We start from the raw sequence: 26377 nt of genomic DNA, 5'->3' as shown, positions 1-26377 counted from the left end.
ACCGAGGTGAGAGACGTCCGCCGTCGTGCACGGAGCCGTGCTCCGAGTATGTGCCCTCCGCGGCCCGGGAGCGCCGGATCGGGCCGTGCAATGTGCAGGGCCGCGGTACAGGCAAGATGGGGACCTCACCACTCAACCGCCGGCGCGAGAGGGACCTCATGGCAGCTGCTGCCCTGTACCTCGGCGCCGCGCTGCTCGGTGGGCTCGTCGCGGTGCTGTTGCGGCTGCCCCCGCTCGTGGGCTTCCTGGCCGCCGGGTTCGCCCTGGGCGCCGTCGGAGCCCCGACCCTGCCCTACCTCGAGCCGATCGCCGACCTCGGTGTGGTGCTGCTGCTGTTCGCCATCGGCCTCAAGCTCGACGTCCGCACGCTGCTGCGCCGGGAGATCTGGCTGACCAGCGTCGTGCACATGGCGCTGAGCGTCGCGATGGCGCTCGGCTTCCTGGGCCTGCTCGCGGTGATCGGGTTCGGCTACGTGGCCGACGAGTCGTTCGGCGCACTCGCCCTGGTCGGGTTCGCCCTCTCGTTCTCCTCCACCGTGTTCGTCGTCAAGGTCCTCGACGACCGCTCCGACACCACGTCCCTGTACGGACGCATCGCCGTCGGTGTGCTCGTCATGCAGGACGTCGCCGCCGTCGTCTTCCTGTCCATGTCCAGCGGCGAGCCGCCGAGCCCGTGGGCGCTGCTGCTCTTCCTGCTGATCCCCGGTGCGTGGGTGCTGCACCGCATCTGGGACCGCGTCGGGCACGGCGAGCTCCAGGCGCTGTTCGGCGTGTGCGTGGCGGTCGTCCTGGGCTACGGGCTGTTCGAGCTGGTCGGCATCGACGGGGACGTCGGCGCGCTCGTCGTCGGGGTGCTGCTGTCGTCGCACCCGCAGGCCGGCGAGCTGTCGCGGTCCCTGATGACCTTCAAGGACCTCATGCTGGTCGCGTTCTTCGTGCAGATCGGGCTGCACGGGACGCCGCACCTGTTCGAGATCGGCCTCGCCCTGCTGATCCTCCTGCTCCTGCCGTTCCAGGTCGCCGCCTACGCGCTCGTCCTGTGGCTGATGCGGTTGCGCCGGCGCACGTCGTTCCTCGCGGGACTGGTGCTGTCCAACTACTCCGAGTTCGGGATCATCGTCGTGGCCGTCGGCGCGAGCACCGGGCTGCTCGATGACCAGTGGGTGGTGGTGGTCTCGCTCGCCGTCGCGTTCAGCTTCGGGCTGTCCGCGGTCGTCAACCGCCGTGGCGTCGAGCTGGCCAGCCGGATGTCGCGCCTGCTCCCGGCACGCGACAGCGACCGGCTGCACCCCGACGACCGGCTGGTGGACATCGGCGACGCGGATGCCCTGGTCCTCGGCCTCGGGCGCGTCGGAGCGTCCACGTACGCGCGGCTGCGGGACGAGTACGGGCTCTCCGTCGTCGGCGTCGAGCACGACCAGACCCGGGTGCTCGCCCTGGAGGACGAGGGCTACGACGTCGTGCGCGCCGACGCCACAGACCTGGAGTTCTGGAACCGCGTGCAGCGGGCCGGCCGGGTCAAGATGGCCGTCCTCGCCATGCCGTTCCACAACGCCAACCTCATCGCCCTGGCCCGGCTCCAGGCCGCCGGCTTCACCGGCAAGGTCGCCGCCGTCGCGCGGTACGACGACGACGTCGCCGAGCTCCAGCGGCACGGCGCGGACGCGGTGTTCCACCTGTACGGCTCGGCCGGCTTCGCGCTCGCCGACCACGCGGCCGAGGTGCTGCTGGCCGCCCGCGGAGGGGCACCGCCGGAGCACCACGCACCGGCCCGCCCCGGCGACGAGCTCGACGTCCTCGACCCGCTCGACCGCCGCGCCGAGTCCGCCTGACCCGCGGGTCAGTGCGCGCCGGGGACGACGAGGCCCGTCTCGTAGGCGAGCACGACCGCCTGGGTGCGACCGCGCAGCCCGAGCTTGGTGAGCACCCGGCTGACGTGCGTCTTGACGGTCTCCTCGCCGACGACGAGGTGCGCGGCGATCTCCGGGTTGGACAACCCTTGGGCGACCAGGAGGAGCACCTCGCGCTCCCGCGGGGTGAGGGCGTCGAGCGCAGCGGTCGGGGCCGGGTGCCGGGACCGGAGCCTGGCGAACTCGGCCACCAGCCGCCGGGTCACTCCCGGTGCCAGCAGGGCGTCCCCGGCGGCGACCACCCGGACGGCGTCGAACAGCCGCTCGGCCGTGACGTCCTTGAGCAGGAACCCGCTGGCCCCGGCCTCGATCGCGTCGTAGACGTGCTCGTCGAGGTCGAACGTGGTGAGGATCAGGACGTGCGGGCACGGCTCCGCCGCCACGATGCGGCGCGTGGCCTCGATCCCGTCCATCACCGGCATGCGCACGTCCATGAGGACCACGTCGGGCTGCTCGTCGTGGCACACCCGCACGGCCTGCGCGCCGTCGGCCGCCGTGCCGACCACCGCGAAGTCGGACTGGGTGGCCAGCAGCGCGCCGAACGCCGCACGGACCACCTCCTGGTCGTCGACCACGACCACCCGCGTGGGCGTCACGGTGACCCCGGGACCGGCAGCTCCGCGCTCACCAGGAAGCCCCCTAGCGATCCGGCACCCGTCCGGACGGTCCCGCCGGCCATCGCGGCCCGCTCCCGCATCCCGGCGAGGCCGTGACCGGGATCGCCGTGACCGACGCCGTGACCGACGTCGCCGTCGATCGCCGCGGGTCCCGGACCGTTGTCCCGGATCCGCACCACCAGCCGGTCCGGTCGGTAGTCGAGCTCCACGTCCACCGCGGCGCCGGGCGCATGCCGCCGGGCGTTGGTGAGCGCCTCCTGCACGATCCGGTAGGCCGTCACCTCGATGCTCTGGTCGAGGGGGGCCACCTTCCCGCGCACGAGGAGGCGCGCCCCGCCCGGTCCGGCGTCGCGCACCTCGTCGAGCAGCTCCGTGAGCTGGGCCAGCCCGGGCTGCGGGCGGCGCGTGACCACGTCCGCCCCGTCGGCGTCCTCGCGCAGCACCCCGAGGAGCCGGCGCATCTCCGCGAGGGCCGTCCGCGCGGTCGCGCCGATCGCGAGCAGCCGCTTCTCGCCCTCGGGCGGCATGCCCGGCACCGTCAGCCGCGCCGCCTCCGCCTGGAGTGCGATCAGCGAGACGTGGTGGGCCACGACGTCGTGGAGCTCGCGGGCGATGCGGGCGCGCTCCCCGCGGGCCAGGTGCTCCAGCGTCGACTCGTGCGCGGCTTCGACGACTGCGTCGCGGCGTCGACCCTCGTCGCGCACCCGCCACGCGATCCCCCCGACGCCGGCCAGGAGGGCGACGCCGAGGACCACGACGGTCGCCGACACGTTCTCGACCGGCAGGGCGAGAGCGGCGACGAACGGCGCGACGAGGACGAGGACGGTGCGCACGCGGTGCCGGAGCCCGACCACGGCGTACACCGTGCCGAGCGCCAGCAACCCGCCGACGGTCGGCGGCACCTGCGCCCCGAGGCCCAGCAGGGTCGCCGCCGCGATCAGCATGGCGGCGACCACGGGCCAGGTGCCGGCGAGGGCGACGGGCGCGGTGGTCGCCAGCGCGAGCAGCACGGCGACCAGCACGTCCTGCGGCCGCTCCACCGTCGAGACCGCCGGCCCCGTGCCGACCGCCCCGGACACGGCCGCGTTCCCCCCGGCGGCCGCCTGCGCCACGGCGAGCACGGCGAGGACCACGGCCGCCACCGAGGCCCGGACCGTCGGCGCGGGTCGCCACGTCATCTGCCCATTGTCGCCGGGGTGTCATCCCCCGAGCGAGGGACCGGATCGCTCGTGCGAGGGGCCGCACAGATCCCGCACGGGCGTGACGACCCCGCGGCGCACCGTCCGTAGCGTCGTCGGCATGGAGCCATCGTTGGAGGTCCGGGACGTCCGCAAGACCTACCGCGGCGTCGTCGCCGTCGACGGTCTGTCGTTCACGGTCCGGCCCGGGGAGGTGACCGGGTTCGTCGGGCCCAACGGCGCGGGCAAGTCGACGACCATGCGGCTCCTGCTCGGGCTCGACGCCCCCGACCACGGCGAGGCGCTGGTGGACGGGAGCCGGTACGGCACCCTGGACCGGCCGCTGACCCGGGTCGGTGCGCTGCTCGACGCCGACGCCGTGCACCCGAGCCGGCGCGCACGCGACCACCTCCTGTGGATGGCGCGGAGCAACGGGATCGCGGACCGGCGGGCCGACGAGGTGCTCGATCAGGTCGGTCTCGCGGCCGTGGCCCACAAGCGCGCGGGGGGCTTCTCGCTCGGCATGCGGCAGCGCCTGGGGATCGCGGCGGCGCTGCTCGGTGACCCCCCGGTGCTGATGTTCGACGAGCCCACCAACGGGCTCGATCCCGACGGCATCGTGTGGATCCGGCTCCTCCTGCGCGCGCTGGCGTCGCAGGGCCGCGTCGTCCTGGTCTCCAGCCACCTCATGGGCGAGCTCCAGGACACCGCCGACCGGCTCGTCGTGATCGGCCGCGGGCGGCTGGTCGCGGAGACGGCCGTGCCGGACCTGCTGGCGTCCGTGTCGAGGGACCAGGTCGAGGTGGTCACGCCGCAGCGGTCGGAGGCGATGACGGTCCTGGCCAACGCCGGGGCGACGGTCACCGTGCAGGCCGCCGACGGGATCGTGGTGGAGGGTCTGCCGGGCAGCGAGATCGCGTCCCTGCTCGGTGCGGCCGGCGTCACGTTCGTCGAGCTGCGACGGCACCGCGCCTCTCTCGAGGAGGCCTACATGGAGCTCACGCGCGGCGCGGTGGAGTTCGCGACCGCGGACGAGGACGCCCGATGAGCGCCGTGCTGGCGGAGTGGACCAAGCTCCGGTCCGTGCCGCGGTGGATCGCCACGCTGGTCGGCGCGGCGGTGCTCACCGTCGGCCTGAGCGCGCTCGGGGCGGCCGGAGGCACCACGGACATCAACGACCACCCCAACTTCGTCACCGGCCCCGACGGCGACCCCGTCGCGGACGGCTTCGGCTTCGCGCACCGGACGGTGACCGGGGACGTGTCGGTGACCGTGCACGTCACATCCCTCACCCCGACGGGTGCCCGTGCGGACCGAGGAGGTCCGGACCGCGGCACCGTGGTGCCCCGGACACCGTGGACCGACGTCGCCGCCGGCATCACGCTCAAGGACGGCACGGAACCTGGGTCGTCGTACGTGTCCGTCCTGCTGACCGGCTCGAACGGCGTGCGGATGCAGTCCGACTTCACGCAGGACGTCGCCGGCACCCCGAGCGCCGACGACCGGTGGCTGCGGCTGACGCGCACGGGCGACGAGGTCACCGGGTTCGAGTCCGCCGACGGGGTGGAGTGGCAGCAGATCGCCACCATGACGCCTGCGGCCGTGCCGGACACCGCGGAGGTCGGGCCGGCGGTGCTCTCGGCCCCGGCCGTGTACGTGGCCCGCGGCATGGGCGGGGCGTCGATGGGGGAGCACCCGGAGAGTGCCGTGGCGACGTTCCAGGACGTCACCGTGACGCCGGCGTCCGACGGGACGTGGCGAGGCACCGCGGTCACCATGCCGATCACGGACGACCTGATCGCGATGGGCGCGGCCGAGGCGCCGTCCGGGCCGGTCCTCACCGAGCGCTCCGGGACGTACACGGTCACGGGCTCCGGCAAGGTCGGTCCGCAGGCGCCGGACGACGACGTGGTCGAGGCGGCGCTGCTCGGCGTGGTCGCCGGGCTGATGGCCCTCATCTGCGTCGGCGCCCTGTTCGGGACGTCGGAGTACCGGCGCGGCATGATCCGCACGACGTTCACGGCCGTGCCCCGGCGCGGGCAGGTCCTCGCCGCGAAGGCGACCGTGCTCGGTGCGGCGACGTTCGTGCTCAGCCTGGTCGCGGTCGTCGCGTCGTTCGTCGTCGCCGTGCCGATCCTCCAGGACAGCGGCATGGCGCCGCCCGCCTTCCCGACCCCGTCGCTGACCGACGCCGCCGTGGTCCGCGCGCTGGTGCTCACCGCCCTGTTCATGACGAGCGTGACCCTCGTGGCGCTCGCGGTCGGGATGCTCGTGCGGCGCAGCGCGGTGGCCATCACGTTCACGATCGTGCTCGTGGTCCTCCCGCTCGTCGCCGGCACGGTGCTCCCCGGCACGTCGCCGCGCTGGCTGATGTACACGACCCTCGCCGGCGGTCTGGCGACGCTGCGCGCGAAGCCCCCGACCGCGACGCTCGCCGAGCCGTGGGCGCTCATCGGGCCCGGCGCCGGCATCACCGTGGTCCTCTGCTACGCGGCGGCCGCGCTCGGTCTGGCGTGGTGGCAGCTGCGCCGGCGGGACGCATGACCGGCGCCCTGCGGGCGGAGTGGACCAAGGCGCGCTCGCTGCCGAGCACGGGGTGGCTGGTGTGCGTGGTCGCGCTGGGGATGGTCGCCCTGGGGCTGGCCGTCACCGGCACGCTGCGGGTCGACGAGTGCGGGGACGACCCGTGCGTGCTCGACACCGTGCGGCTCAGCCTGGCGGGCGTCAACGTCGCCCAGGTGGGTGCCGCGGTCCTGGGGGTGCTCCTGGTCACCGGCGAGTACGCGACCGGGACGATCCGACCCACGCTCGTCTCCGTGCCGCGGCGGGGGGAGGTGCTCGCCGCCAAGGTCGCCGTCGTGGGGGTGCTCACGGCGGGTGGCGCGGCGCTCGGCGTCGGCGGCGCGCTCCTGGTCGCGCGGGCCGTGCTGCCCTCGCGCGGGTTCACTGCCGAGGCGGGTTACCCGGACTCGACCTTGCTCCATGACCTGACGCAGCGCGCCGCGGTCGGGACCGTCCTGTACCTGGTGCTCGTCGCGCTGCTCGGCGTCGGGATCGGGCTGCTGGTCCAGGACACCGGCGGTGCGGTGACGCTCATGATGGCGGTGCTGTTCCTCGGCCCGGTGCTCGCCCTGTTCGTCTCCGACCCCGACTGGCAGGCCTGGCTCCACCGGTACGCCCCGACGGACGCCGGGTTGGCTGTCCAGGCGACCCGCGACCTCGCCGCGCTGCACATCGCCCCGTGGCCGGGCCTGGGGCTCGTCGCGGGGTACGCGGCGGCGGTCGTGCTCGCCGGCGGAGTGGTGCTCTGCCGGCGGGATGCGTGACGAACGGTCGATCGAGCGTTCAGGACGCGGCGCGCTGATGCTCCGCCGTGTCGGCGCTGCGGGCGGCCGTGCTGCGGGCGACGTGCGACCGGGCGTGCTCGAGCGCGGGTGCGAGGTCGTCGAACAGGTGCTCCTCGTGCCGCAGCTCGTCCAGCACGCCCACCCGGGTGAGCAGCTGGAGGTGCTGGGGCTGGACGCCCTTGACCAGGACGGTGACGCCGGAGAGCTCCAGGGCGGCCACGAGCTCGGCCAGGGCGTGCGCGCCCGTGGCGTCGACCAGGCGGAGCTGCGAGAGCCGCAGGACGACGACGAGGGCGTCGGCGCTCGCGCGGATCTGGGCACCGATCCGGTCGGCGGCACCGAAGAACATCGCGCCGTCCAGCCGGTAGAGCGCGATGTGCTCGTCGCCGGGCTGCGCCGGGCCGGGCAGCGGTTCGCGGTGCACCGAGGTCGCACGCGAGACGGAGCGCAACGTGAAGAACGCCGCGACCAGCAGGCCGATCTGCACGGCCTCGATCAGGTCGACCGCGATGGTGATCACCGCCGTGACCACGAGGACGAGCGCGTCCGCCCGGGTGGACATCATCACGGCGCGGACCGCGGCCACCGAGACCATCCGCGTGGCGGTGACCATCAGCACGCCGGCGAGGGCGGCGAGCGGGATCACGGAGACCGCTCCCGTGGCCAGGTAGATGACCCCCAGGATCACCACGGAGTGGGTGAGGGCGGCCAGCCGCGTCTGCGCGCCGGCGCGGACGTTGACCGCGGTCCGGGCGATGGCGCCGGTCGCGGGCATGCCGCCGAACGCACCGGAGGCGATCGAGGCCAGGCCCTGGCCCACGAGCTCCCGGTCGGGGTCGTAACGCCGGGAGTCGTCGTCCGGTGCACCGCCCGACGTGGGCATCGCAGCGGCGACCCGGGCAGATAGCAGGGACTCGATCGCGGCCAGCGCGGCGACGGCCACCGCCGGGCCGAGCAGGGCGCGGAGCAGGCCCAGGTCCACGGTCGGGAGCAACGGCAGCGGCAACGAGTCGGGCAGGGCGCCGATCCGAGCCAGCGGAGCGTCCGCGAGCTGGGAGACGGTGGTGACCAGGACGACCGCCACGAGCGACGGGGGCAGGCCGGGCGCGAACCGGGGGAGCACGAGCATGACCGCCGCGACGACCGCGACGGACCCGAGCGCCCACCACAGCGACGCCCCGGCGTGCGCGACCGCGTCGATCGCGACGACGAGCGGGTTGCCCCCGACAGAGGCGTGGACTCCGACTGCGGCGGGAACCTGCTGGAGGAAGATGATCGTCGCGATGCCGAGCGTGAACCCCTCGACCACCGGCCACGGGATGAACGTGACCACGCGTCCCAGCCTCGTGGCGCCGGCCAGCAGCACGATGGCGCCCGCGAGGATGGCGACGAGCGGGACCGCGCTGGGGCCGTGCGTCGCCACGATGGGCGCCAGCACGACGGCCATGGCACCGGTGGGTCCGGAGACCTGGACCCGCGAGCCCCCGAAGACCGCCGCGACGATGCCGGCGACGACGGCCGTGATCAGCCCGGGGGCCGGGCCGACGCCGGCGCTGGCGCCGAACGCGAGAGCCAGCGGGAGCGCGACGATGCCCACGGTGACCCCGGCGACGAGGTCGGCCCGGACCGTACGTGGGCGCAGGTCGACGTCGGCGCGGCTCGGGAGCAGCCCGCGTGGTGACCAGCTCAGGACCCGTCACCGCCCCCGTGAACGTCCGAGAGCGGCGGGAGGTCGTCGGCTGCGGCCAGCTGCGCGCCGGACTCGCTGAGGATCTCCCGCAGGAAGGCACGCGCCACGACGAGCAGCTCGGCCACGAGCGGGCGGCTCAGCCGGTACACGACCGCGTTCCCCGTCCGCGCCGACGCGACGACGCCTGAGCGCTTGAGGACCGCGAGGTGCTGCGACAGGGCGGAGGCCTCGGCGCCGGTGGCAGCCAGGAGCGTGCTCACGGAGGCGGCGTGGTCCGGCGCGGCGCTGAGGACCTCGAGCACCTGGATGCGCGTGGGGTGGGCGAGCGAGCGGAACAGGTCGGCCTTGATGGCGTAGAGCGGCGCGGTCAGTTCGGTGGTGGGCACGTGACCTCCTCGATTGAGGAGTTTAGCAAACCCTCAAGCCACTCTCGACCGCGTCAGTCAGTCGGGGTGGCCGGGGAGTGCGGGAACGGGTGCGCCAGCGGCTCGTCGGCGCCGGGACCACCGCCGACGATCGTCATCGTGATGCCGTGCGCGGCGCTCTGGCGCAGTGCGGTCGTCAGGACGTCGGCGGCCGCGGACCCGATGCGCACCACGCCGCGCAGATCGACCGTGACGGTGCCCCCGGCGGACGCGCGCAGCAGCGCCAGCGTGATCGCGGACGCCAGGTCGTCCCGGTTGGACAGGTCGACCCGGCCCAACGCACGCAGGATCGACGTGTCGCCCTCCCTCTCGGTCCGCAGCTCCAGGATCGGGCTGCGCCGGGCCTGGGGCGCAGGGGGGTCCTCGGCGAACACGGTGCTCAGCGCCTCGTCCAAGCGTTCGCGCGCGGTGGACTCCAGACCGGCGGCCGCGGCGTCGATCACGCGCCCGGCGAGCGACCGCAGGCGGACGTTGCGCTTCTGAGAGCTCTGCTTCAGGAGCCGGAAGGCAGCCTCGTCGTCGACGCCGTAGATGAGCATGAGGATGCCCTTCGCCTGGTCGATCGCGGCGTGGGACTCCAGCGCGAGCGCGAGGTCCGCGTTGACGCGCTCGGCGAGCAGGGTGTCCCGCGCGGCGGTGACGTCGACGAGGAACCCGGTGACGTCGTCTCCCGCGCCACCCGCGGCCGCGAGCACGACGCGGTGGGCCTTGCCGGACAGGTCGAGCAGGGAGTACTCGCACCCGCGCGTGTCGGAGCCCGCGACGCTCTGGTCGAGGACGTCGGCGACCACCTGTCGGTCGTCGTGGTGGACGTGGGCCAGGAGGAGCTCGCGGGTCGGCACCACGTCGCCCGGACGCATCCCGTGGATGAGGAACATCTGGTCGGACCACCACCAGCGCTCGCCGGCGGACGCACAGCGGAACTGACCCACACACGTCGTCGTCGCCGTCATCGAATCCCCCAGAGTGGTGTCGGACGAGCCTGCGGGACGCCGGGTCGCGCCCGCCACGGACGTTTCTTCCGAGACTAGGCCCGAGGCGTGCGCCGAGCATGCGGGTTCGGGCTCGGCTCCCGCCGTCCGTGGGCCGCCCGCCGGCCGTGCTGGGTGGAGGATGGGCGGATGGAGCTCAGGTCGGTGGAACCGTGACCAACCGCAGCGCGGTCCTGGCCCGGCTCGCCAGGCTGGTAGCCGCGGGGGACCGCGACCTGCCTCTCGCCTCGCGGCTGTGTGCGGCCTGCGTGGAGATCCTCGGCGCCGACGGGGGAGCGATCACCCTCGCGTCGACCCGCCCGGAACGGCTCACGGTGAGCACGTCCGACGGGACGTCCGCGCGGATCGAGGACCTTCAGGACGTCCTCGGGGAGGGCCCCGGGCAGGAGGCGTTCCGCGAGGGCCGGGCGGTGGTCACCCACGTCGACGGTGCGGAGGGCGGCCCCTTCCCGATGTTCACGGAGATGGCGGGGGACATCGCCGGCCCGGTCACGGTCTGGGCGATCCCGATGCACCCCGGCGGTACGACGATCGGGGTGATCACGCTCTACCGGTCCGCCGGTCCGCTGACCGAGAGCCTCGACGACGCCCAGTTCCTCGCCGACGCCGTCGGTGCGGCGCTGCTCGACGAACGCGCGACGGACGGGTCGGCACCGTTCGCCGCCTGGTCGGACCGCGCGCGCGTGCACCAGGCGGCCGGGATGATCGTGGCCCAGCTGGCGATCGCGCCCGCCGACGCGCTCGCCATCCTGCGCGCGCACGCCTACGCGAGCAGTGCGACTCTCGACGAGATCGCCGCCGACGTGGTCCACCGGCGCCTGAGCTTCACCCACACGAACCAAGGTGTGTCCCACGACGCGGCATCCTCGGACGACAGCACGGGAAGTGGTGAGCGATGACCGCACGGACATCGGCGCAAGCCCTCGCGGACGTGGCGAGCGCCCTGGTCGAGGACCACGAGATCACCGGGCTCCTGGCGCGCCTCGTGTCGGACTGCGCGGCCCTGCTCCCTGCCGACGCCGCGGCCGTGCTGGTGCGCACCGGGGACGGCGCCTTCGAGCTGCTCAGCGCGACGTCCCACCGCGTCGACGAGCTCGAGCTCTACCACGCGCAGCGGGACTCCGGTCCGTGCGTCGACGCCGCCCGCACGGGTGAGCGGTCGAGCGCGGTCGGCAGCGACGCGATCGTGTCGCGCTGGGGCGACGTCGGCAGGGAGATCGTCGACGCAGGCTTCCTGTCGGTGCACGCCTTCCCGATGCACTGGCGCGGCCACGCGATCGGCGGGCTCAACCTGTTCTCCGTCACCGCAGCGGACCTCACCGAGCCGTCCGCCGTGCTCGCGCAGAGCTTCGCCGACTTCGCGACTCTCGCCATCGTGCAGCCGGCGGCCCTCGGCGACGAGGACCTCGCGGAGCGCGTCACCGAGGCGCTCGAGGGACGGGTCGTCGTGGAGCAGGCCAAGGGCGTGCTCGCGTTCCAGCTCGGCCTGGAGATGGCCGAGGCCTACGACGAGCTGATCGCCCGGGCGTCCTCGAACGGGTCCACCCTGGCGCAGGTGGCGCAGCACGTGGTCCGGACCGCTCAGGAGCGCTGACGCCCGGGTGCCGGTACTAGTACCAACGTCTGATGGTGCGCACTACCTCCTTCAGGGGAGAAAGGACTCGTCAACGCACACCGTTCGAGGAGTCCTGATGATGAAGCGCATGATCGTGTTCACCGCGGCCGCCGCCCTGGCCGCCATCCCCGCTGCGGCGGGTCTGGCCGGCAACAGCAGCCTCAGCCCGTCCGTGCCCGTGGACCCTCCGACGCAGGCGGTCGTCGTGGACGACCGCGGTGGCCTGACCGCCCGGGACGACCGGACCGAGGACGGCGACGACCGCGCGGTGCAGGGCGGTGTGCCCAGCCCGTCCGCGACGCCCTCGCCGTCGGCCGGCGATGACAACGGCGGGTCGGCCGACCGCGACGACCGTGTCGAGGTGGGGGACGACCGCGACGTCAACGGGAGCCTCCCCGCCCCGGTGCCCGCTCCGAGCGCGACCATCTCGACGGACGACTCCGGCCACCGTGGCAGGAGCGGCGACGACTCGGGATCGGGTGGCGGCGGCGCGGACGACGGGGTGGGGCACGACGTCGGCGACGACCACGGTGGTCATGGCAGCGACGACTGACCCGGCGGGCTCCGCGGGCATCGACCCGCCGCAGCACGGCCTTAGGGTGAGCCCCGTGCGGACCACTTCCGACCGGCCCGTCGAGACCGGATGGGTCCCGGTCGGGCGGGTCGGTGCCGGGCGGGCCGGGGCCGAGGAGCGCCCAGTCCGGACCTGGCGGGTGTTCGGCCAGCTGGTCGGCGCGGCTGCCGTCGTGCTCGTCCTCGTCGCCTTGCTCGGGCTCACCGCGAGCCGCCGCATCGCCGAGCAGGAGTCGGTCAACGACGCCGCTCGCCGCACCGACCTGATCGCCGACGCCGTGGTCCAGCCTGCGCTCCTCGACGGACTGCCGACCGGTGACCCGGCCGCCGTCGCGGCTCTGGACGCGGTGGTCCGCGGCGGCGTGCTGAGCGACGGGATCATCCGGGTCAAGGTCTGGGACCGTGCCGGGCGGATCGTCTACTCGGACGACGACCGCCTGATCGGTCGGACGTTCCCGCTCGACGACGACGAGACGGCCGTGCTCACGGCGCCGGCCACCGAGGCAGAGGTGAGCGACCTCGGCAAGCCCGAGAACGTGTACGAGCGAGGGCAGGGCAAGCTGCTTGAGGTGTACCGGCCCGTGTGGACCCCGGACGGCACCCCGCTGCTGTTCGAGACCTACAGCCGGTACGACGTCGTCACGGACCGCTCGACCGCCCTCTGGCGCGGGTTCGCCGGCATCACCGTGACGAGCCTGCTGCTGCTCGTCGTGCTCATGCTCCCCGTCCTGTGGACGCTGCTGGACCGGTTGCGTCGCGGACAGCGGCAGCGCGAGGTGCTGCTCCAGCACGCGGTCGAGGCCTCCGACCAGGAACGGCGGCGCATCGCGGCCACCCTGCACGACGGCGTGGTGCAGGAGCTCGCCGCGTCGTCCTTCGTGCTGGCGGGTGCGGCGGAGCGCGCGGAGAGGTCGACGGCTCCCGAGCTCGGCGAGCCGCTGCGGGAGGCGTCCGAGACCGTGCGGGCCAGCATCAAGGGCCTGCGCTCGCTCCTGGTCGACATCTACCCGCCCAGCCTCCGGACCGCCGGGCTCGGGGCCGCCCTGACCGACCTCGTCGGCGGGCTGGCCGCCCGCGGGAGCGAGGTCCGTCTCGACCTCGACGCGGACGCGGCCGTCGGGCTCGCTCCCGAGCAGGAGCAGCTCGTCTACCGGGTGGCCCATGAGACGGTGCGCAACGCCGTGGACCACGCGCGTGCCCGTGCGGTCGTCGTGCGCCTGACGCGCGACGGCGGCCAGGTGGTGCTCGAGGTCGAGGACGACGGGGTCGGCTTCGACGTGCTGGAGGTCCTTGCCGCACCGCCCGAGGGACACTTCGGGCTGCGGCTGCTGGGCGACCTCGCGACCTCGGCCGGCGCGGAGCTCGCGGTGCGTTCCGCGCCGGGGCAGGGCTGCCGATGGCGGTTGAGGGTGGACGGGGGGACCTATGAGTGACGACGACGTGACCGTCCTGCTGGCCGACGACCACCACCTGGTGCGGTCCGGTCTGGCGGGTCTGGTCGACGGCGCCGCGGGCCTCCGTGTCGTCGGCCAGGCCGCCGACGGCGCCGAGGCCGTGGCACTGGCAGCGGCGCTGTTCCCGCAGGTCGTCCTGATGGACCTGTCGATGCCCGTGCTCGACGGGGTGGAGGCCACACGCCGGATCGTCACGGCGCAACCGGGGACGCACGTCGTCGTGCTCACGTCGTTCTCCGACACGACCCGGGTGGGCGACGCGCTCGCCGCCGGTGCGATCGGCTACCTGCTCAAGGACTGCGACCCGCGGGACCTGATCGCCGCTGTGCGCTCGGCGGCGCTGGGCTTCGCGCCACTGGATCCCCGCGTCGCGCGAGCGCTCCTGCCGTCGACCACGGTCTCGCCGGCGGACGGGCTGAGCCCGCGCGAGCTCCAGGTGCTGCGGCTCCTCGGCAAGGGGATGGCGAACAAGCAGATCGGACGTGCGCTGGGGATCAGCGAGCGCACCGTGAAGGTCCACGTGGGGCACGTCTTCCGCCAGATCGGCGTCACCGACCGCACGAGCGCCGCGCTGTGGGGGACGCAGCACCTCCCCGACGAGTGAGTCGCCGGGGTCGAACTCCGTCGATCAGCCTCCGCGCGGCGCGTGTCGCCCCCGCGGGCGGGGCACCCCGGCCGCACGCAGGTCGGCGCCGCACGAGGCGAGCAACGCCAGCTGTCCCGTCGCGCCCGCCGCGGGACAGGGGGTGTGCACGAGGACGCGCTGGCCCGGGTCCTCCGGCAGCGGGATCGAGTGCGTCTCGAGCGTGAGGTGCCCGACGAGGGGATGGTTGATCTCCCGCACCCCGGCAGTGTCGGAGGCCACGTCGTAGGCGGCCCAGCGCGTCCGGAAGTCGGTGCTGTGGGCCCTCAGCTCGGTGATGAGGCCGGCGAGCCCGGGATCGACGGGGTCCCGGCCCGAGCTGCCCCGCAACAGCGAGACGGCCAGGTCGGCCATCGCGTCCCAGTCGCTCCAGTAGTCCCGGGACGCCGCGTCGTAGAACGTGAAGCGCGCCTGGTTCACGGGCCTGTCGGCACTCTCGTAGAGCGGGAGGTACAACGCGCGGGCCAGGTCGTTGGCGGCCAGGACGTCGAGCCGGTCGTCGAGCACGCAGCACGGCAGGCTCGTCGCGGCGAGCAGCTCTTGGACGAACGGTCGCACCGCGTGCGCCGGTGGGGCCGGGTGGCCGAGCCGGCTCGGTGACGAGCCCCGCACCAGGTCGGCCAGGTAGGCACGCTCCGCGTCGTTGAGCTGCAGGGCCCGGGCGAGTCCGGCCAGCACCGACGCCGAGATCCCGCCGACCACCCCGCGTTCCACCCGCTTGTAGTAGCCGGGGCTGATCCCGGCCAGGGCGGCGACCTCGGCGCGGCGCAGGCCGACGACGCGGCGCCGATCGCTGGGCGACGGGAGGCCAGCACGTTCCGGGGTGATGCGAGCCCGACGCACCATGAGGAACTGGCGGAGCGCTTCGTTGCGCACACTCGATGCTAGACCGGGCTACCCGACCCTCCGAGCATCGGCACCGGGGAGGGGGACCACACTTGGTCCCCCCTCGGGGGTCGACGACCGCGCGGTGACCGGAGTGTCATCGGCAGGATCCGGACCGTGACCCAAGGACCCGCCCGGGATCCGGGTGCGCGGACCGTGCTCGAGGGGGAGGGGCTGGCGATGACCTCGGTGCGCAGTGGTCGGAGTGGACGCAGGGGACGACGCCTGGCGGCGGGAGTGGCGGCGGCCGCCGTGGTCATCACGGTGCAGACGGGCTCGCCGGGCGCGGCGGCACCGGGTGACCCGTGGATGAACACGGCGTTGTCACCCGACCAGCGTGCGGTGCTGCTGCTCCAGGCGATGACGCTGGAGGAGAAGGTCGAGCTCATGGCGGGCGACCAGGGTTCCGGGCCGGCGGCGTTCTACAGCGCACCGATCGAGCGGCTGGGCATCCCCGAGCTGAGCATGGCCGACGCCACGGACGGCATCGCCTCCCGGGGGTGGGTGCTCCCCGACACCGCGAACACCGCGACGGCCATGCCGGCCACCCTGGCGCTCGCGGCGACGTGGGACCCGGCCCGGGCCCGCGACTACGCGGGGGTGGTGGCCGACGAGGCGCGCCAGACCGGGCACGAGGTCCTGCTCGGCCCCAACTCCGACCCCACCCGCAACCCGTTCTGGGGCCGGCAGGCCGAGTCGGCGAGCGAGGACCCGCAGCTCAACTCCGCGATCGTTGTGCCGTTCGTCCAGGAGGTGCAGGCGCGCAACGTCATCGCGGACCTGAAGCACTACACCGCCTACACCCAGGAGCGGTACCGCGGCGGTGAGCAGAACGTGGTCGTCGACGAGCGCACCCTGCGCGAGGTGCACACCGCGGCCTACGAGGCGGCCATCCGCGACGCGAACCTCGGCTCGGTGATGTGCTCGTTCAACAAGATCAACGGGGTCTACTCGTGCGAGAACGAGTCCACCCTGAACGAGATCCTGCGCGAGCAGCTCGGGTTCCAGGGCTTCGTGCTCACCGACTTCGGGGCGATCCACTCCACCGAGGCGTCGATCGTGGCCGGGACGGACATGGAGACCGGCACGCGGGCGTTCTACGCCGACGCGCTGCTCGACGCGGTGAACGGCGGCAGTGTGCCCGTCGCGCTCGTGGACCGGTCGGTGCTGCGGATCCTGCGCACCATGTTCGCGATCGGGATCTTCGACAACGACTACACCCCGACGGCCATCCCGGTCGAGGAGCACGGAGCCGTGGCACGCGAGGTGCAGGAGGACGCGATCACCCTGCTGAAGAACGACGCGGCGGCGCTGCCGCTCGACGGCGACGCGATCGACTCGATCGCCGTCGTGGGCGCCGACGCCACCATCCCGTCCGCGCTCGGCGGTTCGGCGTACATCCAGCCGACGTACGAGGTCTCGCTGCTCGACGCCCTGCGCGAGCGGGGTCAGGAGATCGGTGCGCAGGTGCGCTACGCCCAGGGGAACGACCCGGTCAACGGCGCGAACATGATCGAGACGCTCGACATGACGGCCGTGCCGTCGTCCGTGCTTCGTCCCGAGCGGGGGATCGGTGACGGGCTCACCGCGCGGTACTACCCCAACGCGACGTGGTCGGGCGCCGCCGGGCTGACCCGCACCGAGCACCAGGTCGCGTACGACGTCGGGTTCATCGGAGGGCAGCCCGCCTTCGCGAGCCTCTACGGCTCGCAGGTGCAGCCGACGCCGGCCCTCGACGGACTCGGCCCGGCCGGCAACGGCGACCAGTCCGTGCGGTACACCGGCGGACTCGTCGCACCGAGCACCGGCGCCTACGTCCTGGGGGCGACGGGGTGGGGCGACGCCAAGGTCTACCTCGACGGCGGCCTGATCATCGACATGACCGGCGAGGACGGTCGTCGCGACGTCCGCTCCGAGCCGCAGCAGCTGACGGCCGGGCAGGAGTACGACCTCGTCGTCGAGTACACCCAGAACCGCCCGCTCGTCGGCCTCCAGCCGGGGACGTTCCTGCTCCAGTGGTCCACCCCGGCCGACGCCGTGCCGCCGTCCGTGGCGGAGGCGGCCGACGCGGCCGCGGCGAGCGACGTCGCCGTGGTCTTCGTCCGCACCTATGAGAGCGAGGAGCGGGACATGGTCTCGCTCAAGCTGCCGCAGAACGCCGACCAGCTCATCCGTGCGGTCGCCGCGGCCAACCCGAGGACCGTCGTGGTGGTCTCCACCGGTGCCGGGGTCATCATGCCGTGGGCCGAGGCCGTGCCGGCGGTGCTCCAGAACTACTTCGGCGGGCAGGAGGAGGGCCACGCGCTGGCCGCCATCCTGTTCGGCGACGAGGACCCGTCCGGTCGGCTCCCGGTCTCCTACCCGAGCAGCGAGGACGCGCTGCCGGCGGGGGTGCAGAACCCGTGGCTGGACGACCCGGACGTCGAGTTCACCGAAGGGCTGAACGTCGGCTACCGCGGCTATCTCGCGGCTGGTGTCGCCCCACAGTTCGCGTTCGGCGAGGGGCTGTCCTACACGCAGTTCGAGATGGACCGGCTCCGCGTCGGCAACGTCATCCGGGCGACCGGCGGTCAGGACACGGTCGACGCGCGGGTGCGGCTGCGCAACGTCGGCGACCGGGACGGCACCGAGGTCGTGCAGGTGTACCTCGGGCCGCTGCCGGGCGTCGCCTCTCCGCTGCGCAAGCTCGCGGGGTTCGCCAAGGTCGAGCTCGGTGCGGGCGACCGCCAGCAGGTGCGGATCGAGCTGGACCGCCGGGACTTCTCGTACTGGGACGCCGACGCCGACCAGTGGGTCACCCCGACGGGCCAGGTCGCCGTCTACATCGGACGCTCGTCCGTCGACACCGAGCTGGCGGGCGCGGTCCGCGTGCGTCCCTGAGGCCGCGAGAACGCCGGTCCGTGGTCAGATCCGGCCGCGGACCGGTGTCCGCTCGCTGGGGTCCGCGTCCTGAGGCATCGTCATCTCGGCGCGCACCCCCAGCAGCCGGACCTCGCGGTCCTCGAGGGTGTCCGCCAGCGCCATGACCGCGCCGACGATGGTCTGCGCGTCGCGGGTGGGCGCCGGGAGCTTGCGGCTCGTGCTCTTCGTGACGAACGGCGCGTAGCGCACCTTCAGCGCGACACGCTCGACCGACCGGCCATCCTCGGCAGCGTCCTCGACCACGTCGTTCGCCAGCCGGAGCACGGCCTCGCGCACCTGGTCGGGGGTGGTGAGGTTCTGCTGGAACGTCGTCTCCCGGCTGTGGCCGCGCGGGATCCAGGGGCTGTCGTCCACGGTCGTCGGGCCGATCCCTTGTCCGAGCTCGTGGTACCAGACGCCCATCTTCGGCCCGAACTCTGCGATCAGGGCGTCGACCTGCGCGGCGGCGAGCTCGCGGACCGTCGTGACACCGAGGGCGGCGAGCCGGCGCGACACCTTGGTCCCGACGCCCCACAGGGCGATCGTCGGTCGGTCGCCCATGACGTCGAACCAGTTCTCCGCGGTGAGCCGGAACAGCCCGGCGGGCTTGCCGAACTCCGTGGCGATCTTGGCGCGGACCTTGTTGTCGCCGATGCCCACGGAGCAGTGCAGCTGCGTCTCGTCGAGGACCGCCGCCTGTGCCTGCCGGGCCAGCGACTCGGGGTCGTCGGTCGTGGCACCGAGGAAGGCCTCGTCCCAGCCGAGCACCTCCACGACGGCCCCCAACGACCGCAGCGCCTCCATCACCCGTCCCGACACGGCCTCGTACTCGGCGCCGTCGACGGGCAGGAACACGGCGTCGGGGAGCTTGCGGGCCGCGATCCGCAGGGGCATCCCCGAGCGGACACCGAACGCACGGGCCTCGTAGGACGCGGTCGAGACGACGCCCCGCTCCGTCGGATCCCCGCGGCCTCCGACGACGACCTGCCGGCCCGCCAGCTCGGGGCGGCGCAGCACCTCGACCGCCGCGACGAACTGGTCGAGGTCGACGTGCAGCACCCACGCCTCACGCGTGCCCATGCGCCGAGTCTGCCCGGTGTCCGGCCTCTGCGTCGCCCGGTATCGTCGCGAACGACCGGTCAGGAGGCCATCCCCGGTCGCAGCACCGTCCGTCGCGGAGTGTCGCCGAGCGAAGGGGCCACCATGGTGAACGAGCAGCTCGATCAGCGTGTGACGACCGGAGAGATCGATCCACGGTACGGAGACCCGTCGGCCACGGCACCGACGTGGTCCGCCATCGAGGGACGGCTGGCGGACGCGCAGCTCTACTGGATCATCACGGTGCGGACGGACGGCCGTCCGCACGCCGTTCCCCTCGTGGGCGTCTGGGTGGACGGGGTGTTCGCCTTCTGCACGGGCGCCGAGGAGCAGAAGACGCGCAACCTCGACGGCAACGCTCGCGTCGCGGTGACCACGGGAAGTACCGGCGCGGGCGGCTGGGACAGCGGCACCGAGCTGGTGGTCGAGGGGACCGCGGCGCGGGTGACCGAGCCGGACGCCCTGCAGAGGCTGGCGGACGCCTGGTTCGCCAAGTACGGCGACGACTGGAAGTTCGAGGTCCGCGGCCAGGGGTTCGTCGAGGCCGGCGACACCGGCGGCGGGTCCGACGGTGCGTGGGTCTACCGGGTCGTCCCCGCGAAGGTGCTCGCCTTCGGTGGCGGGCACGGCCAGACGGCGTACCGGTTCTGATCCGGTCGCGCGGGCGCTGCAGAACGCCGCGCTGCTGACTTCTCCGTCGATCGACGGCCGGGGTTGGCACACTGTCCGGCATGACGGATCGTGCCGCGCGGGAGGGCGTCGTCCGCGTGCGGGACACCCCCCGCGGACGCGTGCGGCTGTTCGCCGCCGCCGCCTTCGCGGTGGCCGCCCTGGCGCTCGGGGCGGCGGCGGCCAGCTATGTGCTCGACAACGCGGCACTGCGCCGTGACGGGGTGGTCACCACGGGCACCGTCGTCGAGCACACCTACGGCGGCAAGTGGGGTTCGCACGTCGCTGGGTACGTCGTGCGGTACGCCCTACCCGGCGCGGACGCGATGCGCGGAGAGGTCCCCTCGGACGACGACGACCCGCTGCTGGCGGTGGGGGAGCCTCTCGATGTGCTCGTCAACCCGTCAGAGCCCGAGGACCTCGCGCGCGCGGACAGTGGGCCCGACGACACGGCCGCCGTGGTGAGCATCGTCCTGACGGTGCTCGCGGTGCTGGCCGCGGTCGCGTCGGTGCCGAAGCGCCCTCGGCACCCCCTCGTCAACGCCTGAGTCCGGGGGCCGGCCGGCGCAGCCCGTGCATGACTGGACCCTGCTCGCCGAGCCGCACCGAGCTGACCCGGACGAACCCGTGCGACTCGTAGAGGCGCACGTTCGCGTCCACGGTGGTGTTGACATGGGCGGGTAGGTCCGCGGGGATCGCGGCGAGGCCGGCCTCGATGAGCGTCCCCCCGATGCCCTGGCCGCGCCGGTCGGCGTCGACGCCCAGGAAGTGCAGCAGGGCGTGGGGTTCCTCCGGCAGCTGCCCGTGCATGGCCGCGAAGCCCGAGCGGACGAGTGCGACGTGGTCCGCGGGCACCAGCAGGTCCACCATCGCGCGCCCCGGGAGCTCAGGGCCGCCGTCCGCGGCGGTCGGCTGGGTCACGGGCACGGACCACGCGGCCGCCCCCACGGCGCGCTCGTCATCGATCACCAGCCAGGCGGTGCCGGCCAGGGTGTACGCCTCGATGGGCGCCCACAGGAACGCCGCGACCACGGCCTCACGGCGGGGGTGGGACCCGAAGATCCAGTCCATCAGCGGGTCGTGCGCGAGGGCGCGCGCCAGCACGGCGCGGGTCGCGGGCAGGTCCGTCGCACGGGCGGGCCGCACGTGACTCGGCGTCCCGCGCGCACCGTCCGACACCACCACCGCGACTCCTCACCGGGACCGTCCACCGGGCCGACGTCCGCGGCGGCGGAACCATCGTGGCGCGCCGCGGCCGGTCGTGTCACCCTCCTGGTGCACGACGCGCGGGGTCACCGCACGATGTGGACGTCCTCGTGCTCGAGCGCGGAGATGTCCTCCGAGGTGGCCCGCAGCAGGCGGTCGGCGAGGTCGCGCAGCGCCCTGGCCGCGGCCAGCTCGTCGCCGATCTCCGGGACGTCGGGGTCCTGCGGTGCCCGACGGGCACGTCCCTGACCCTCGAGGCGGGTGCCGCTCGACGTGGTGAGCTCGGCGTGCGCCTTCGTGACGTCGCCGTCCCCCCGCAGGTCGTCGGTCTCGAACAGATCGATCCGGACTCTCCAGGTACGCGTCATCGCACTGCTCCCTTCCGCCCGTGGCAGCCCACCCGTGCGGCGGGCGGCCTCCCGTTCAGCGTCCGCCGGGACTCCGCCCGTGGCGTAGGGCCCAAGGTCCCCGCTCGCGGGTCCAGGGCCGAACGGCTCTACCGTCCGCAGCCACCCCGGTCGGACGATCGGTCCGACAGCCGAAGGAGCAGCGCCAGAGGTGGTGACCGTCGTGGCGGAGACAGTCCCGACCCCCGTGATCGTGGTGGGGGTGGACGGATCGGCCAGCGCTCTGGGTGCGGTAGCGGTGGCCGCCGCTGAGGCGCGACTGCTCGCGTACCCGCTCGAGGTCGTCCACGCGTTCGTCTGGACCGAGCTGCGGGTGCCTCAGGGATCCGCCGCGACGGGGTCCGGGGCGCCGGGGCTGCGCCACGAGGCCGAGCGCGTCGTGGCGGAGGCGGTCGAGGTGGCCCGTCGTGCCGCACCCGACGTCGCAGTCACCGGCCGGGTGGTGCCGGGTGCACCAGCGCCCGTGCTCCTGCGCGCGAGCGTGGACAGCGCGCTCGTGGTGGTCGCCGACCGCGGGCTGGGCGGGTTCACCGGGCTGCTCGTCGGCTCGGTCGCGGTTGCCCTGGTCACGCACGGGCGCTGCCCGGTGCTCGTGGTGCGCGGGCGCCCGGAGCCGCACGGTCCGGTCGTCGTCGGGGTCGACGGCAGCGACGCCGCCACGGCTGCGACCGAGCTCGCCCTCGCGTTCGCGGCTGCCCACGGATCCACGCTGAGGGCGGTCATGATCGCCTCGTCGGGGGCCGACGCGGGCGTCCTCGATCGCGCCCTGCGGCACCACGACCCGCGCGGGGTCACCGTCGTGCGGGTCGTCGTGGAGGGCGACGCTCGCCAGGCACTCATCGCTGAGAGTCGCGGCGCGAGCCTCGTCGTCGTCGGCTCTCGCGGTCGTGGGGGGTTCGCCGGCCTGCTGCTCGGCTCCGTGAGCCAGGCGGTGCTGCACCACGCCGACTGTCCGGTCGCCGTCGTCCCGCGCCTCGCGGGGCAGCAGCGGCTCGTCACGTCGTAGCCTGCTGCACCCGGGGGCGGCGGCGGTTCCTCAGTCGCTCGGGGCGTCAGGTGCTGCGCGCGCGCGTCGAGCGGCTTCGGCCACCCGGGTCGGGCCTGAGACGAGGGCTCTGCGCCAGGGCAGGACACCTTCGATCTCGACCTCGAGCGAGAAGCTGAGCACGGTGCGGATCAGGACGATCAGGCCCAGGACCACCACGTTCTCGAGCGTGGGCGCCACCGCGACCGTCCGGATGAGGTCGGCGGCCACCAGCACCTCGAGAGCGAGCAGGAGTGCCGCGCCGAAGGACCGTCGCAGCGTCACGAATCCGGTCTTGCCGTCCGACGTGCGGCGCCATGCGGAGCCGGCGAGCGCGAGCGACCACACGAACCCGAGCACGAGGATCAGTGCGCCGAGCGCCTCGAAGGCTCGGGCGACCTGCTCCATCACCTCCGAGAAGCTCACGCGGTCACCGCCCCCCAGGCGCGCCGTCGCACCGATGTGGCGACGGGGTGGCCGAGGACGTCGACGCTGTCGGTGCGTGCCGGACGGAGCGGCATGGCAGACCTCCTGGGTGAGCGCGTCGCCGGCCTCGATCGAGGCGATGATCGCGTGGATCGGGCTGCGTACGTCGTCACGCGTACTCGTTCCGGCGCAGCCAGCGCATCGCGGCCGCTCCCCAGACGGGTGGCAGGTAGAACGTGACGAGCCGGAAGGTGATGGCGGTCGAGACGGCGATCTCGCTGGGGACCCCGACGGCCTGGAGGCCGACGGTGAAGCCGACCTCGGCGACCCCCATCCCGCCGGGGACGGGCATGAGGCCGGCGAACAGGCTCACGGCGGTGTTGACGAGGATCAGCTGCGAGAACGAGACGGTCTGGCCGAACGACTGCAGGCAGAGCGCGAGGACGCCCGCCTGCAGGAGCTGTGCGCCGAGGTTCCCCCCGAGCATCGCGGCCACCTTGCCCGGCCTGCGGAGCACCCCGAGCGCGGAGCGCGCCGCACGACCCTGGTCGGCAAGCGCGGCCCGGGCGCGCGGGATCAGGGCGGTGAGGCGGTGACGCAGCCGGGGGACGAGCAGGGTGACCCCCACGCCGATCACGACGAGCGCCACCAGCAGGACGACGAGCGAGGGGCTGGTGGGGTCGGACCCCGCGGTGCTCGAGGCTGCGGGCAGTGCCGAGGTGAAGCCGGGCAGACCGCTGACGAGGATCAGCACGATCAGTGCGACCTGCACGACGAACCCGCTGACGCTGTCGATGAGGCCGAAGGACAGGGCGGTCGCGGCGGGGATGCCGAACTTCTGGAAGACCCGGACCTCGAGCGCGAGCCGGGCGGCGGTCGCGGGCAGCACGAGCGAGATGAACTGGATGGCGTACTGCAGCATGAGGACCGGGACGTACCGCAGCCGCGCGGTCGCCGCTCCCATGGTCGCGCCGGCGAGGGCCATCTGGATGGTCGGGGAGAGGGCCAGAGCTGCCACGAGCCAGGCCCAGTCCGCCGACGCGAGCGCCGAGGCGACGCTGGCGAGGTCGACGCCGGCCAGCAGGGTGACGAGCACGTAGACCAGGAGCCCGACGAGGAGCAGCCTCCCGATCGACCGCGGGGTCACCCGCCGCAGGCGCTCCAGCGGCGGATCCTCGACACCGGCGGCGGTGACGGCCGCCGCGCGCAGCTCGTCCAGCGTCCAGCTCGCTCCTCGCAGCTCGGCACGAGTCCGGCTCCCGAGCGCCGCCGGCTGCACGTAGGGCAGCACCGCCGCGAGGCCCTCGGGTCCGACGACGCCGACCGCCGCGGACAGCGCCCGGTCGATGCCGACCGCGAGCGCCGTGACGACCAGGAGCCGGGCCTGGTCGGTGCGCAGGTCACCCTCGTCGGAGGCATGGGCAGCGGCGTCGAAGTCCGCCAGGGCGACCGAACCGTCCGTGCGGACGACGACACTGCTGCTCTCGATCCGTCGGTGCGCGATCCCCGCGGCGTTGAGAGCCACCACGGCGCGCCAGACGTCGCCGAGCGTGTCGTCGCCCAGCGCCCCGGACTCGAGGAGGCCCAGGTGCGCGTGGGGCGTGCTCGTCACCAGCAGGGCGTCGCCCTGGTCCGCCAGCCCGACCGCGACGACGTCGAGCGTCGGCACGCCCACCTGCGCGGCGAGCATCGTGTAGAGGGCCTCGTGCTCCACGCGGGACCGGCGGGTGCCCCACACGTGTGCGCGCTCACCCCGACGCGTCAGGGCCGTCCACAGCGATCCGACGACCTGGCTGTCCCACGCGTCACGCCCGTAGACCTTGACGAGGAGATCCGTGCCCTGCTCCGTGCGCGCGACGAGGACGTTCTCCGCGGCGACGCGTGCCGGAGCAGCGGTCACCCGGGTGGCCAGGACGCCGAGGTCAGCGAGCGCGACCTGGACCTGCGCGTCGGTCAGTCGTCCCTGGGGCGACCCCATCACGAGGTGCGCGACTGCGGCCGCGGCGATCCCGACGGCGATGGCCGCGCTCGCACCGATGAGGTTGGTCGCATGCAGCCCGATCGCTGCCACGGCGCCCAGCCCGACGACGAGCCGGCTCGCGTACCTCCAGGGTCGGGCCAGGTGCGGCGAGGCCGTGACGACGACGGCGGTGACGATGGCGACCCGGGTCGCGACGTAGACCACCGGTGGGCCGGAGGACACCAGGCCGTCGACGATCAGCGACGGGTCGGTCCCGGCGAGTGCCCCCGCTCCGAGCGCGGCACCGAACGCCACCGCCGAGGCGATCAGCTGGTCGACCAGCAGCAGCCGCCGTCCTCGGCTCGCGGCGGCGAGCAGGACGACGCCCACTGCCCAGAGGGTCAGGACGGCGTAGACGATGCTCCACAGCCAGCCGAACAGCGGTTCGAGCCGCGCGAGAGCCGCGTCGAGCGCGTGGTCGGCACCGGTCGGCCCCGGCGCCGCCAGGGCGAGGAGCCCGAGGGCGAGGAGGGAGGTGACCAGCAGGAGGACGTCGGTCGGCCGACGCAACCTCGGGGCGTCGGCCGCGGACGACCAGACGCGGACCAACCCGCTGTCGCGAGCCTGATCCGCGGTGACGGCCATCGAGCCTCCTGGCATGACGACTGACCTGAGGCGGTGCGGCCGAGAGTGCGGCAGGTCAGCACGAGGCTACTGGGCACCAGGGCTCCGGCGTCGGATCTTCGCCGGACGTTCGGACGTACCGGTCAGCGAGTTCCTGCGTGCGCCACGAGGAGGAACTGCCCACCGCCCGGCTCGACGGTGGCGGTCGCCCGAAGCTGAGGCGCGAACCGCGAGAGCCGGTCCACGAGCCACACGGCTGCCTCCTCGGCGTCCGCCCTCGTCGGGCAGCGACCCACGACCTCACGCCCGCCCTTGCGCGTCAGCCGTTCGACGGTCGACACGATCGGCGCGGGCTCCACGACGAACAGGGTGGGCGACCAGGCCACGACGGGCTTGACGGCTCCCTTGCGGGTGTTGCAGGCCCGGTGCGCCAGCCGCTCGGAGCCCGGTGCCGCCTTCTTGCCCTTCGGGGTGGCACCGCCGTCGATGCTCGGGCCGCGGTCGGAGTTGACAGACGCGTCGGGGTCGACCGGCTCGTCGCACAACCAGCACCGCCATGCGTCGCGCTCGCCGACCTCGTCAAGGGTGCTCATGGCCGGAGGCTACGGGGCTCCGGGAGCCGATCCAACTCGTCCCGCGGAGCGCCGGGACGTGTGGTCCCGACCGGCGCCCACGAGTCCGCGCGAAGCCCGTCGACGATCATCGGGCGCGGGCGACCGCGTTGCTGCGCCTA

Annotated in this window: 25 protein-coding genes; 13 read left to right on the top strand and 12 right to left on the bottom strand. The window is 73.8% G+C overall.

Annotation, left to right across the window (positions count from 1 at the left end; translation table 11 throughout):
• Positions 1–158 precede the first annotated feature (158 nt).
• The gene (locus tag HP550_RS21000) at positions 159–1832 is read left to right on the top strand and encodes a cation:proton antiporter family protein (protein WP_175349628.1); all 1674 of its coding nucleotides are present in this window, start codon (positions 159–161) and stop codon (positions 1830–1832) included.
• Positions 1833–1840: 8 nt separating this feature from the next.
• Here HP550_RS21000 and HP550_RS22020 read toward each other — a convergent pair whose 3' ends face one another.
• Both HP550_RS22020 and HP550_RS22015 read right to left on the bottom strand, forming a co-directional pair.
• The gene (locus HP550_RS22020; protein WP_343048307.1) at positions 1841–2506 is read right to left on the bottom strand and encodes a response regulator; all 666 of its coding nucleotides are present in this window, start codon (positions 2504–2506) and stop codon (positions 1841–1843) included.
• Positions 2503–3705 carry a sensor histidine kinase gene (locus HP550_RS22015; RefSeq protein WP_210768362.1) on the bottom strand — a complete coding sequence of 401 codons (1203 nt, stop codon included), beginning with the start codon at positions 3703–3705 and terminating at the stop codon, positions 2503–2505. The genes HP550_RS22020 and HP550_RS22015 overlap by 4 nt, the downstream gene beginning before the upstream one ends.
• A gap of 121 nt (positions 3706–3826) precedes the next feature.
• Between HP550_RS22015 and HP550_RS20990 the strand changes: the two genes are divergently transcribed.
• From HP550_RS20990 to HP550_RS20980, 3 genes are read left to right on the top strand one after another with little or no spacing between them, the layout of a single operon-like run.
• On the top strand, positions 3827–4753 hold the full coding sequence (locus tag HP550_RS20990; protein ID WP_175349627.1) for an ABC transporter ATP-binding protein: 927 nt from the start codon (positions 3827–3829) through the stop codon (positions 4751–4753).
• Complete coding sequence (locus HP550_RS20985) at positions 4750–6249, top strand: DUF1349 domain-containing protein (RefSeq protein WP_175349626.1); 1500 nt, start codon at positions 4750–4752, stop codon at positions 6247–6249. Before HP550_RS20990 ends, HP550_RS20985 begins: the two co-directional genes overlap by 4 nt.
• Positions 6246–7031: an ABC transporter permease gene (locus HP550_RS20980; RefSeq protein ID WP_175349625.1), complete on the top strand. Its 786-nt coding sequence runs from the start codon at positions 6246–6248 to the stop codon at positions 7029–7031. The genes HP550_RS20985 and HP550_RS20980 overlap by 4 nt, the downstream gene beginning before the upstream one ends.
• 19 nt (positions 7032–7050) lie before the next feature.
• Here the strand turns inward: HP550_RS20980 and HP550_RS20975 are convergent, their stop codons facing one another.
• Genes HP550_RS20975 through HP550_RS20965 form a run of 3 tightly spaced genes read right to left on the bottom strand, consistent with a single transcriptional unit; the run spans position 7051 to position 10120 of the window.
• Entirely contained in the window at positions 7051–8742 is a 1692-nt protein-coding gene (locus HP550_RS20975) for a SulP family inorganic anion transporter (protein WP_175349783.1), read from the bottom strand.
• Positions 8739–9128: a metalloregulator ArsR/SmtB family transcription factor gene (locus HP550_RS20970; protein WP_175349624.1), complete on the bottom strand. Its 390-nt coding sequence runs from the start codon at positions 9126–9128 to the stop codon at positions 8739–8741. Before HP550_RS20970 ends, HP550_RS20975 begins: the two co-directional genes overlap by 4 nt.
• A gap of 53 nt (positions 9129–9181) precedes the next feature.
• On the bottom strand, positions 9182–10120 hold the full coding sequence (locus tag HP550_RS20965; protein ID WP_175349623.1) for an ANTAR domain-containing protein: 939 nt from the start codon (positions 10118–10120) through the stop codon (positions 9182–9184).
• Between the two features lie 191 nt (positions 10121–10311).
• On the opposite strand from HP550_RS20965, the gene HP550_RS20960 reads away from it, so the two are divergent.
• The 5 genes from HP550_RS20960 to HP550_RS20940 all read left to right on the top strand — a co-directional run bounded on the left by HP550_RS20960 (position 10312) and on the right by HP550_RS20940 (position 14405).
• Positions 10312–11058 (top strand): GAF domain-containing protein, encoded by a 747-nt coding sequence (locus HP550_RS20960; protein WP_175349622.1) that lies wholly within the window; start codon positions 10312–10314, stop codon positions 11056–11058.
• Positions 11055–11753 (top strand): ANTAR domain-containing protein, encoded by a 699-nt coding sequence (locus tag HP550_RS20955; RefSeq protein ID WP_175349621.1) that lies wholly within the window; start codon positions 11055–11057, stop codon positions 11751–11753. Before HP550_RS20960 ends, HP550_RS20955 begins: the two co-directional genes overlap by 4 nt.
• A gap of 97 nt (positions 11754–11850) precedes the next feature.
• Positions 11851–12327 carry a hypothetical protein gene (locus tag HP550_RS20950; protein WP_175349620.1) on the top strand — a complete coding sequence of 159 codons (477 nt, stop codon included), beginning with the start codon at positions 11851–11853 and terminating at the stop codon, positions 12325–12327.
• Positions 12328–12382: 55 nt separating this feature from the next.
• A complete protein-coding gene (locus HP550_RS23165; protein ID WP_175349619.1) occupies positions 12383–13780 on the top strand; it encodes a histidine kinase in 1398 nt (465 codons plus the stop codon).
• Positions 13773–14405 carry a response regulator gene (locus HP550_RS20940; protein WP_175349618.1) on the top strand — a complete coding sequence of 211 codons (633 nt, stop codon included), beginning with the start codon at positions 13773–13775 and terminating at the stop codon, positions 14403–14405. Before HP550_RS23165 ends, HP550_RS20940 begins: the two co-directional genes overlap by 8 nt.
• A 24-nt stretch (positions 14406–14429) precedes the next feature.
• Here HP550_RS20940 and HP550_RS20935 read toward each other — a convergent pair whose 3' ends face one another.
• Positions 14430–15320, bottom strand: coding sequence for a helix-turn-helix domain-containing protein (locus HP550_RS20935; RefSeq protein WP_210768361.1), 891 nt, complete (start codon positions 15318–15320; stop codon positions 14430–14432).
• A gap of 126 nt (positions 15321–15446) precedes the next feature.
• On the opposite strand from HP550_RS20935, the gene HP550_RS20930 reads away from it, so the two are divergent.
• Positions 15447–18209, top strand: coding sequence for a glycoside hydrolase family 3 C-terminal domain-containing protein (locus HP550_RS20930; protein ID WP_175349617.1), 2763 nt, complete (start codon positions 15447–15449; stop codon positions 18207–18209).
• 24 nt (positions 18210–18233) lie between these two features.
• On the opposite strand, the gene HP550_RS20925 is transcribed toward HP550_RS20930, so the two are convergent.
• Entirely contained in the window at positions 18234–19310 is a 1077-nt protein-coding gene (locus HP550_RS20925; RefSeq protein ID WP_175349616.1) for a DNA polymerase IV, read from the bottom strand.
• A 123-nt stretch (positions 19311–19433) separates the two neighbouring features.
• Here HP550_RS20925 and HP550_RS20920 point away from each other — a divergent pair, with 123 nt between their 5' ends.
• Both HP550_RS20920 and HP550_RS20915 read left to right on the top strand, forming a co-directional pair.
• Positions 19434–19979 (top strand): pyridoxamine 5'-phosphate oxidase family protein, encoded by a 546-nt coding sequence (locus HP550_RS20920; protein WP_175349615.1) that lies wholly within the window; start codon positions 19434–19436, stop codon positions 19977–19979.
• Between the two features lie 80 nt (positions 19980–20059).
• Positions 20060–20545 carry a DUF3592 domain-containing protein gene (locus tag HP550_RS20915; RefSeq protein ID WP_175349614.1) on the top strand — a complete coding sequence of 162 codons (486 nt, stop codon included), beginning with the start codon at positions 20060–20062 and terminating at the stop codon, positions 20543–20545.
• On the opposite strand, the gene HP550_RS20910 is transcribed toward HP550_RS20915, so the two are convergent.
• Together HP550_RS20910 and HP550_RS20905 are read right to left on the bottom strand one after the other, a co-directional pair.
• Positions 20535–21182, bottom strand: coding sequence for a GNAT family N-acetyltransferase (locus HP550_RS20910; RefSeq protein ID WP_175349613.1), 648 nt, complete (start codon positions 21180–21182; stop codon positions 20535–20537). The genes HP550_RS20915 and HP550_RS20910 overlap by 11 nt on opposite strands.
• Before the next feature lie 107 nt (positions 21183–21289).
• Complete coding sequence (locus HP550_RS20905; protein WP_175349612.1) at positions 21290–21571, bottom strand: dsRBD fold-containing protein; 282 nt, start codon at positions 21569–21571, stop codon at positions 21290–21292.
• 190 nt (positions 21572–21761) lie between these two features.
• Between HP550_RS20905 and HP550_RS23160 the strand changes: the two genes are divergently transcribed.
• Positions 21762–22616 (top strand): universal stress protein, encoded by an 855-nt coding sequence (locus HP550_RS23160; protein WP_210768360.1) that lies wholly within the window; start codon positions 21762–21764, stop codon positions 22614–22616.
• Positions 22617–22646: 30 nt separating this feature from the next.
• On the opposite strand, the gene HP550_RS20895 is transcribed toward HP550_RS23160, so the two are convergent.
• From HP550_RS20895 to HP550_RS20885, 3 genes are all read right to left on the bottom strand, one after another.
• Positions 22647–23060, bottom strand: coding sequence for a DUF1622 domain-containing protein (locus HP550_RS20895; RefSeq protein WP_343048305.1), 414 nt, complete (start codon positions 23058–23060; stop codon positions 22647–22649).
• A 169-nt stretch (positions 23061–23229) separates the two neighbouring features.
• Complete coding sequence (locus HP550_RS20890) at positions 23230–25665, bottom strand: lysylphosphatidylglycerol synthase transmembrane domain-containing protein (protein WP_175349611.1); 2436 nt, start codon at positions 25663–25665, stop codon at positions 23230–23232.
• Between the two features lie 122 nt (positions 25666–25787).
• Positions 25788–26237, bottom strand: coding sequence for a hypothetical protein (locus tag HP550_RS20885; RefSeq protein ID WP_175349610.1), 450 nt, complete (start codon positions 26235–26237; stop codon positions 25788–25790).
• Positions 26238–26377: the final 140 nt, after the last annotated feature.

Source organism: Cellulomonas humilata, assembly GCF_013359775.1.
GTDB classification, from domain to species: domain Bacteria; phylum Actinomycetota; class Actinomycetes; order Actinomycetales; family Cellulomonadaceae; genus Cellulomonas; species Cellulomonas humilata.
The sequence above is the reverse complement of the archived record's forward strand: the minus strand, read 5'-3'. Positions and strand labels throughout refer to the sequence as shown.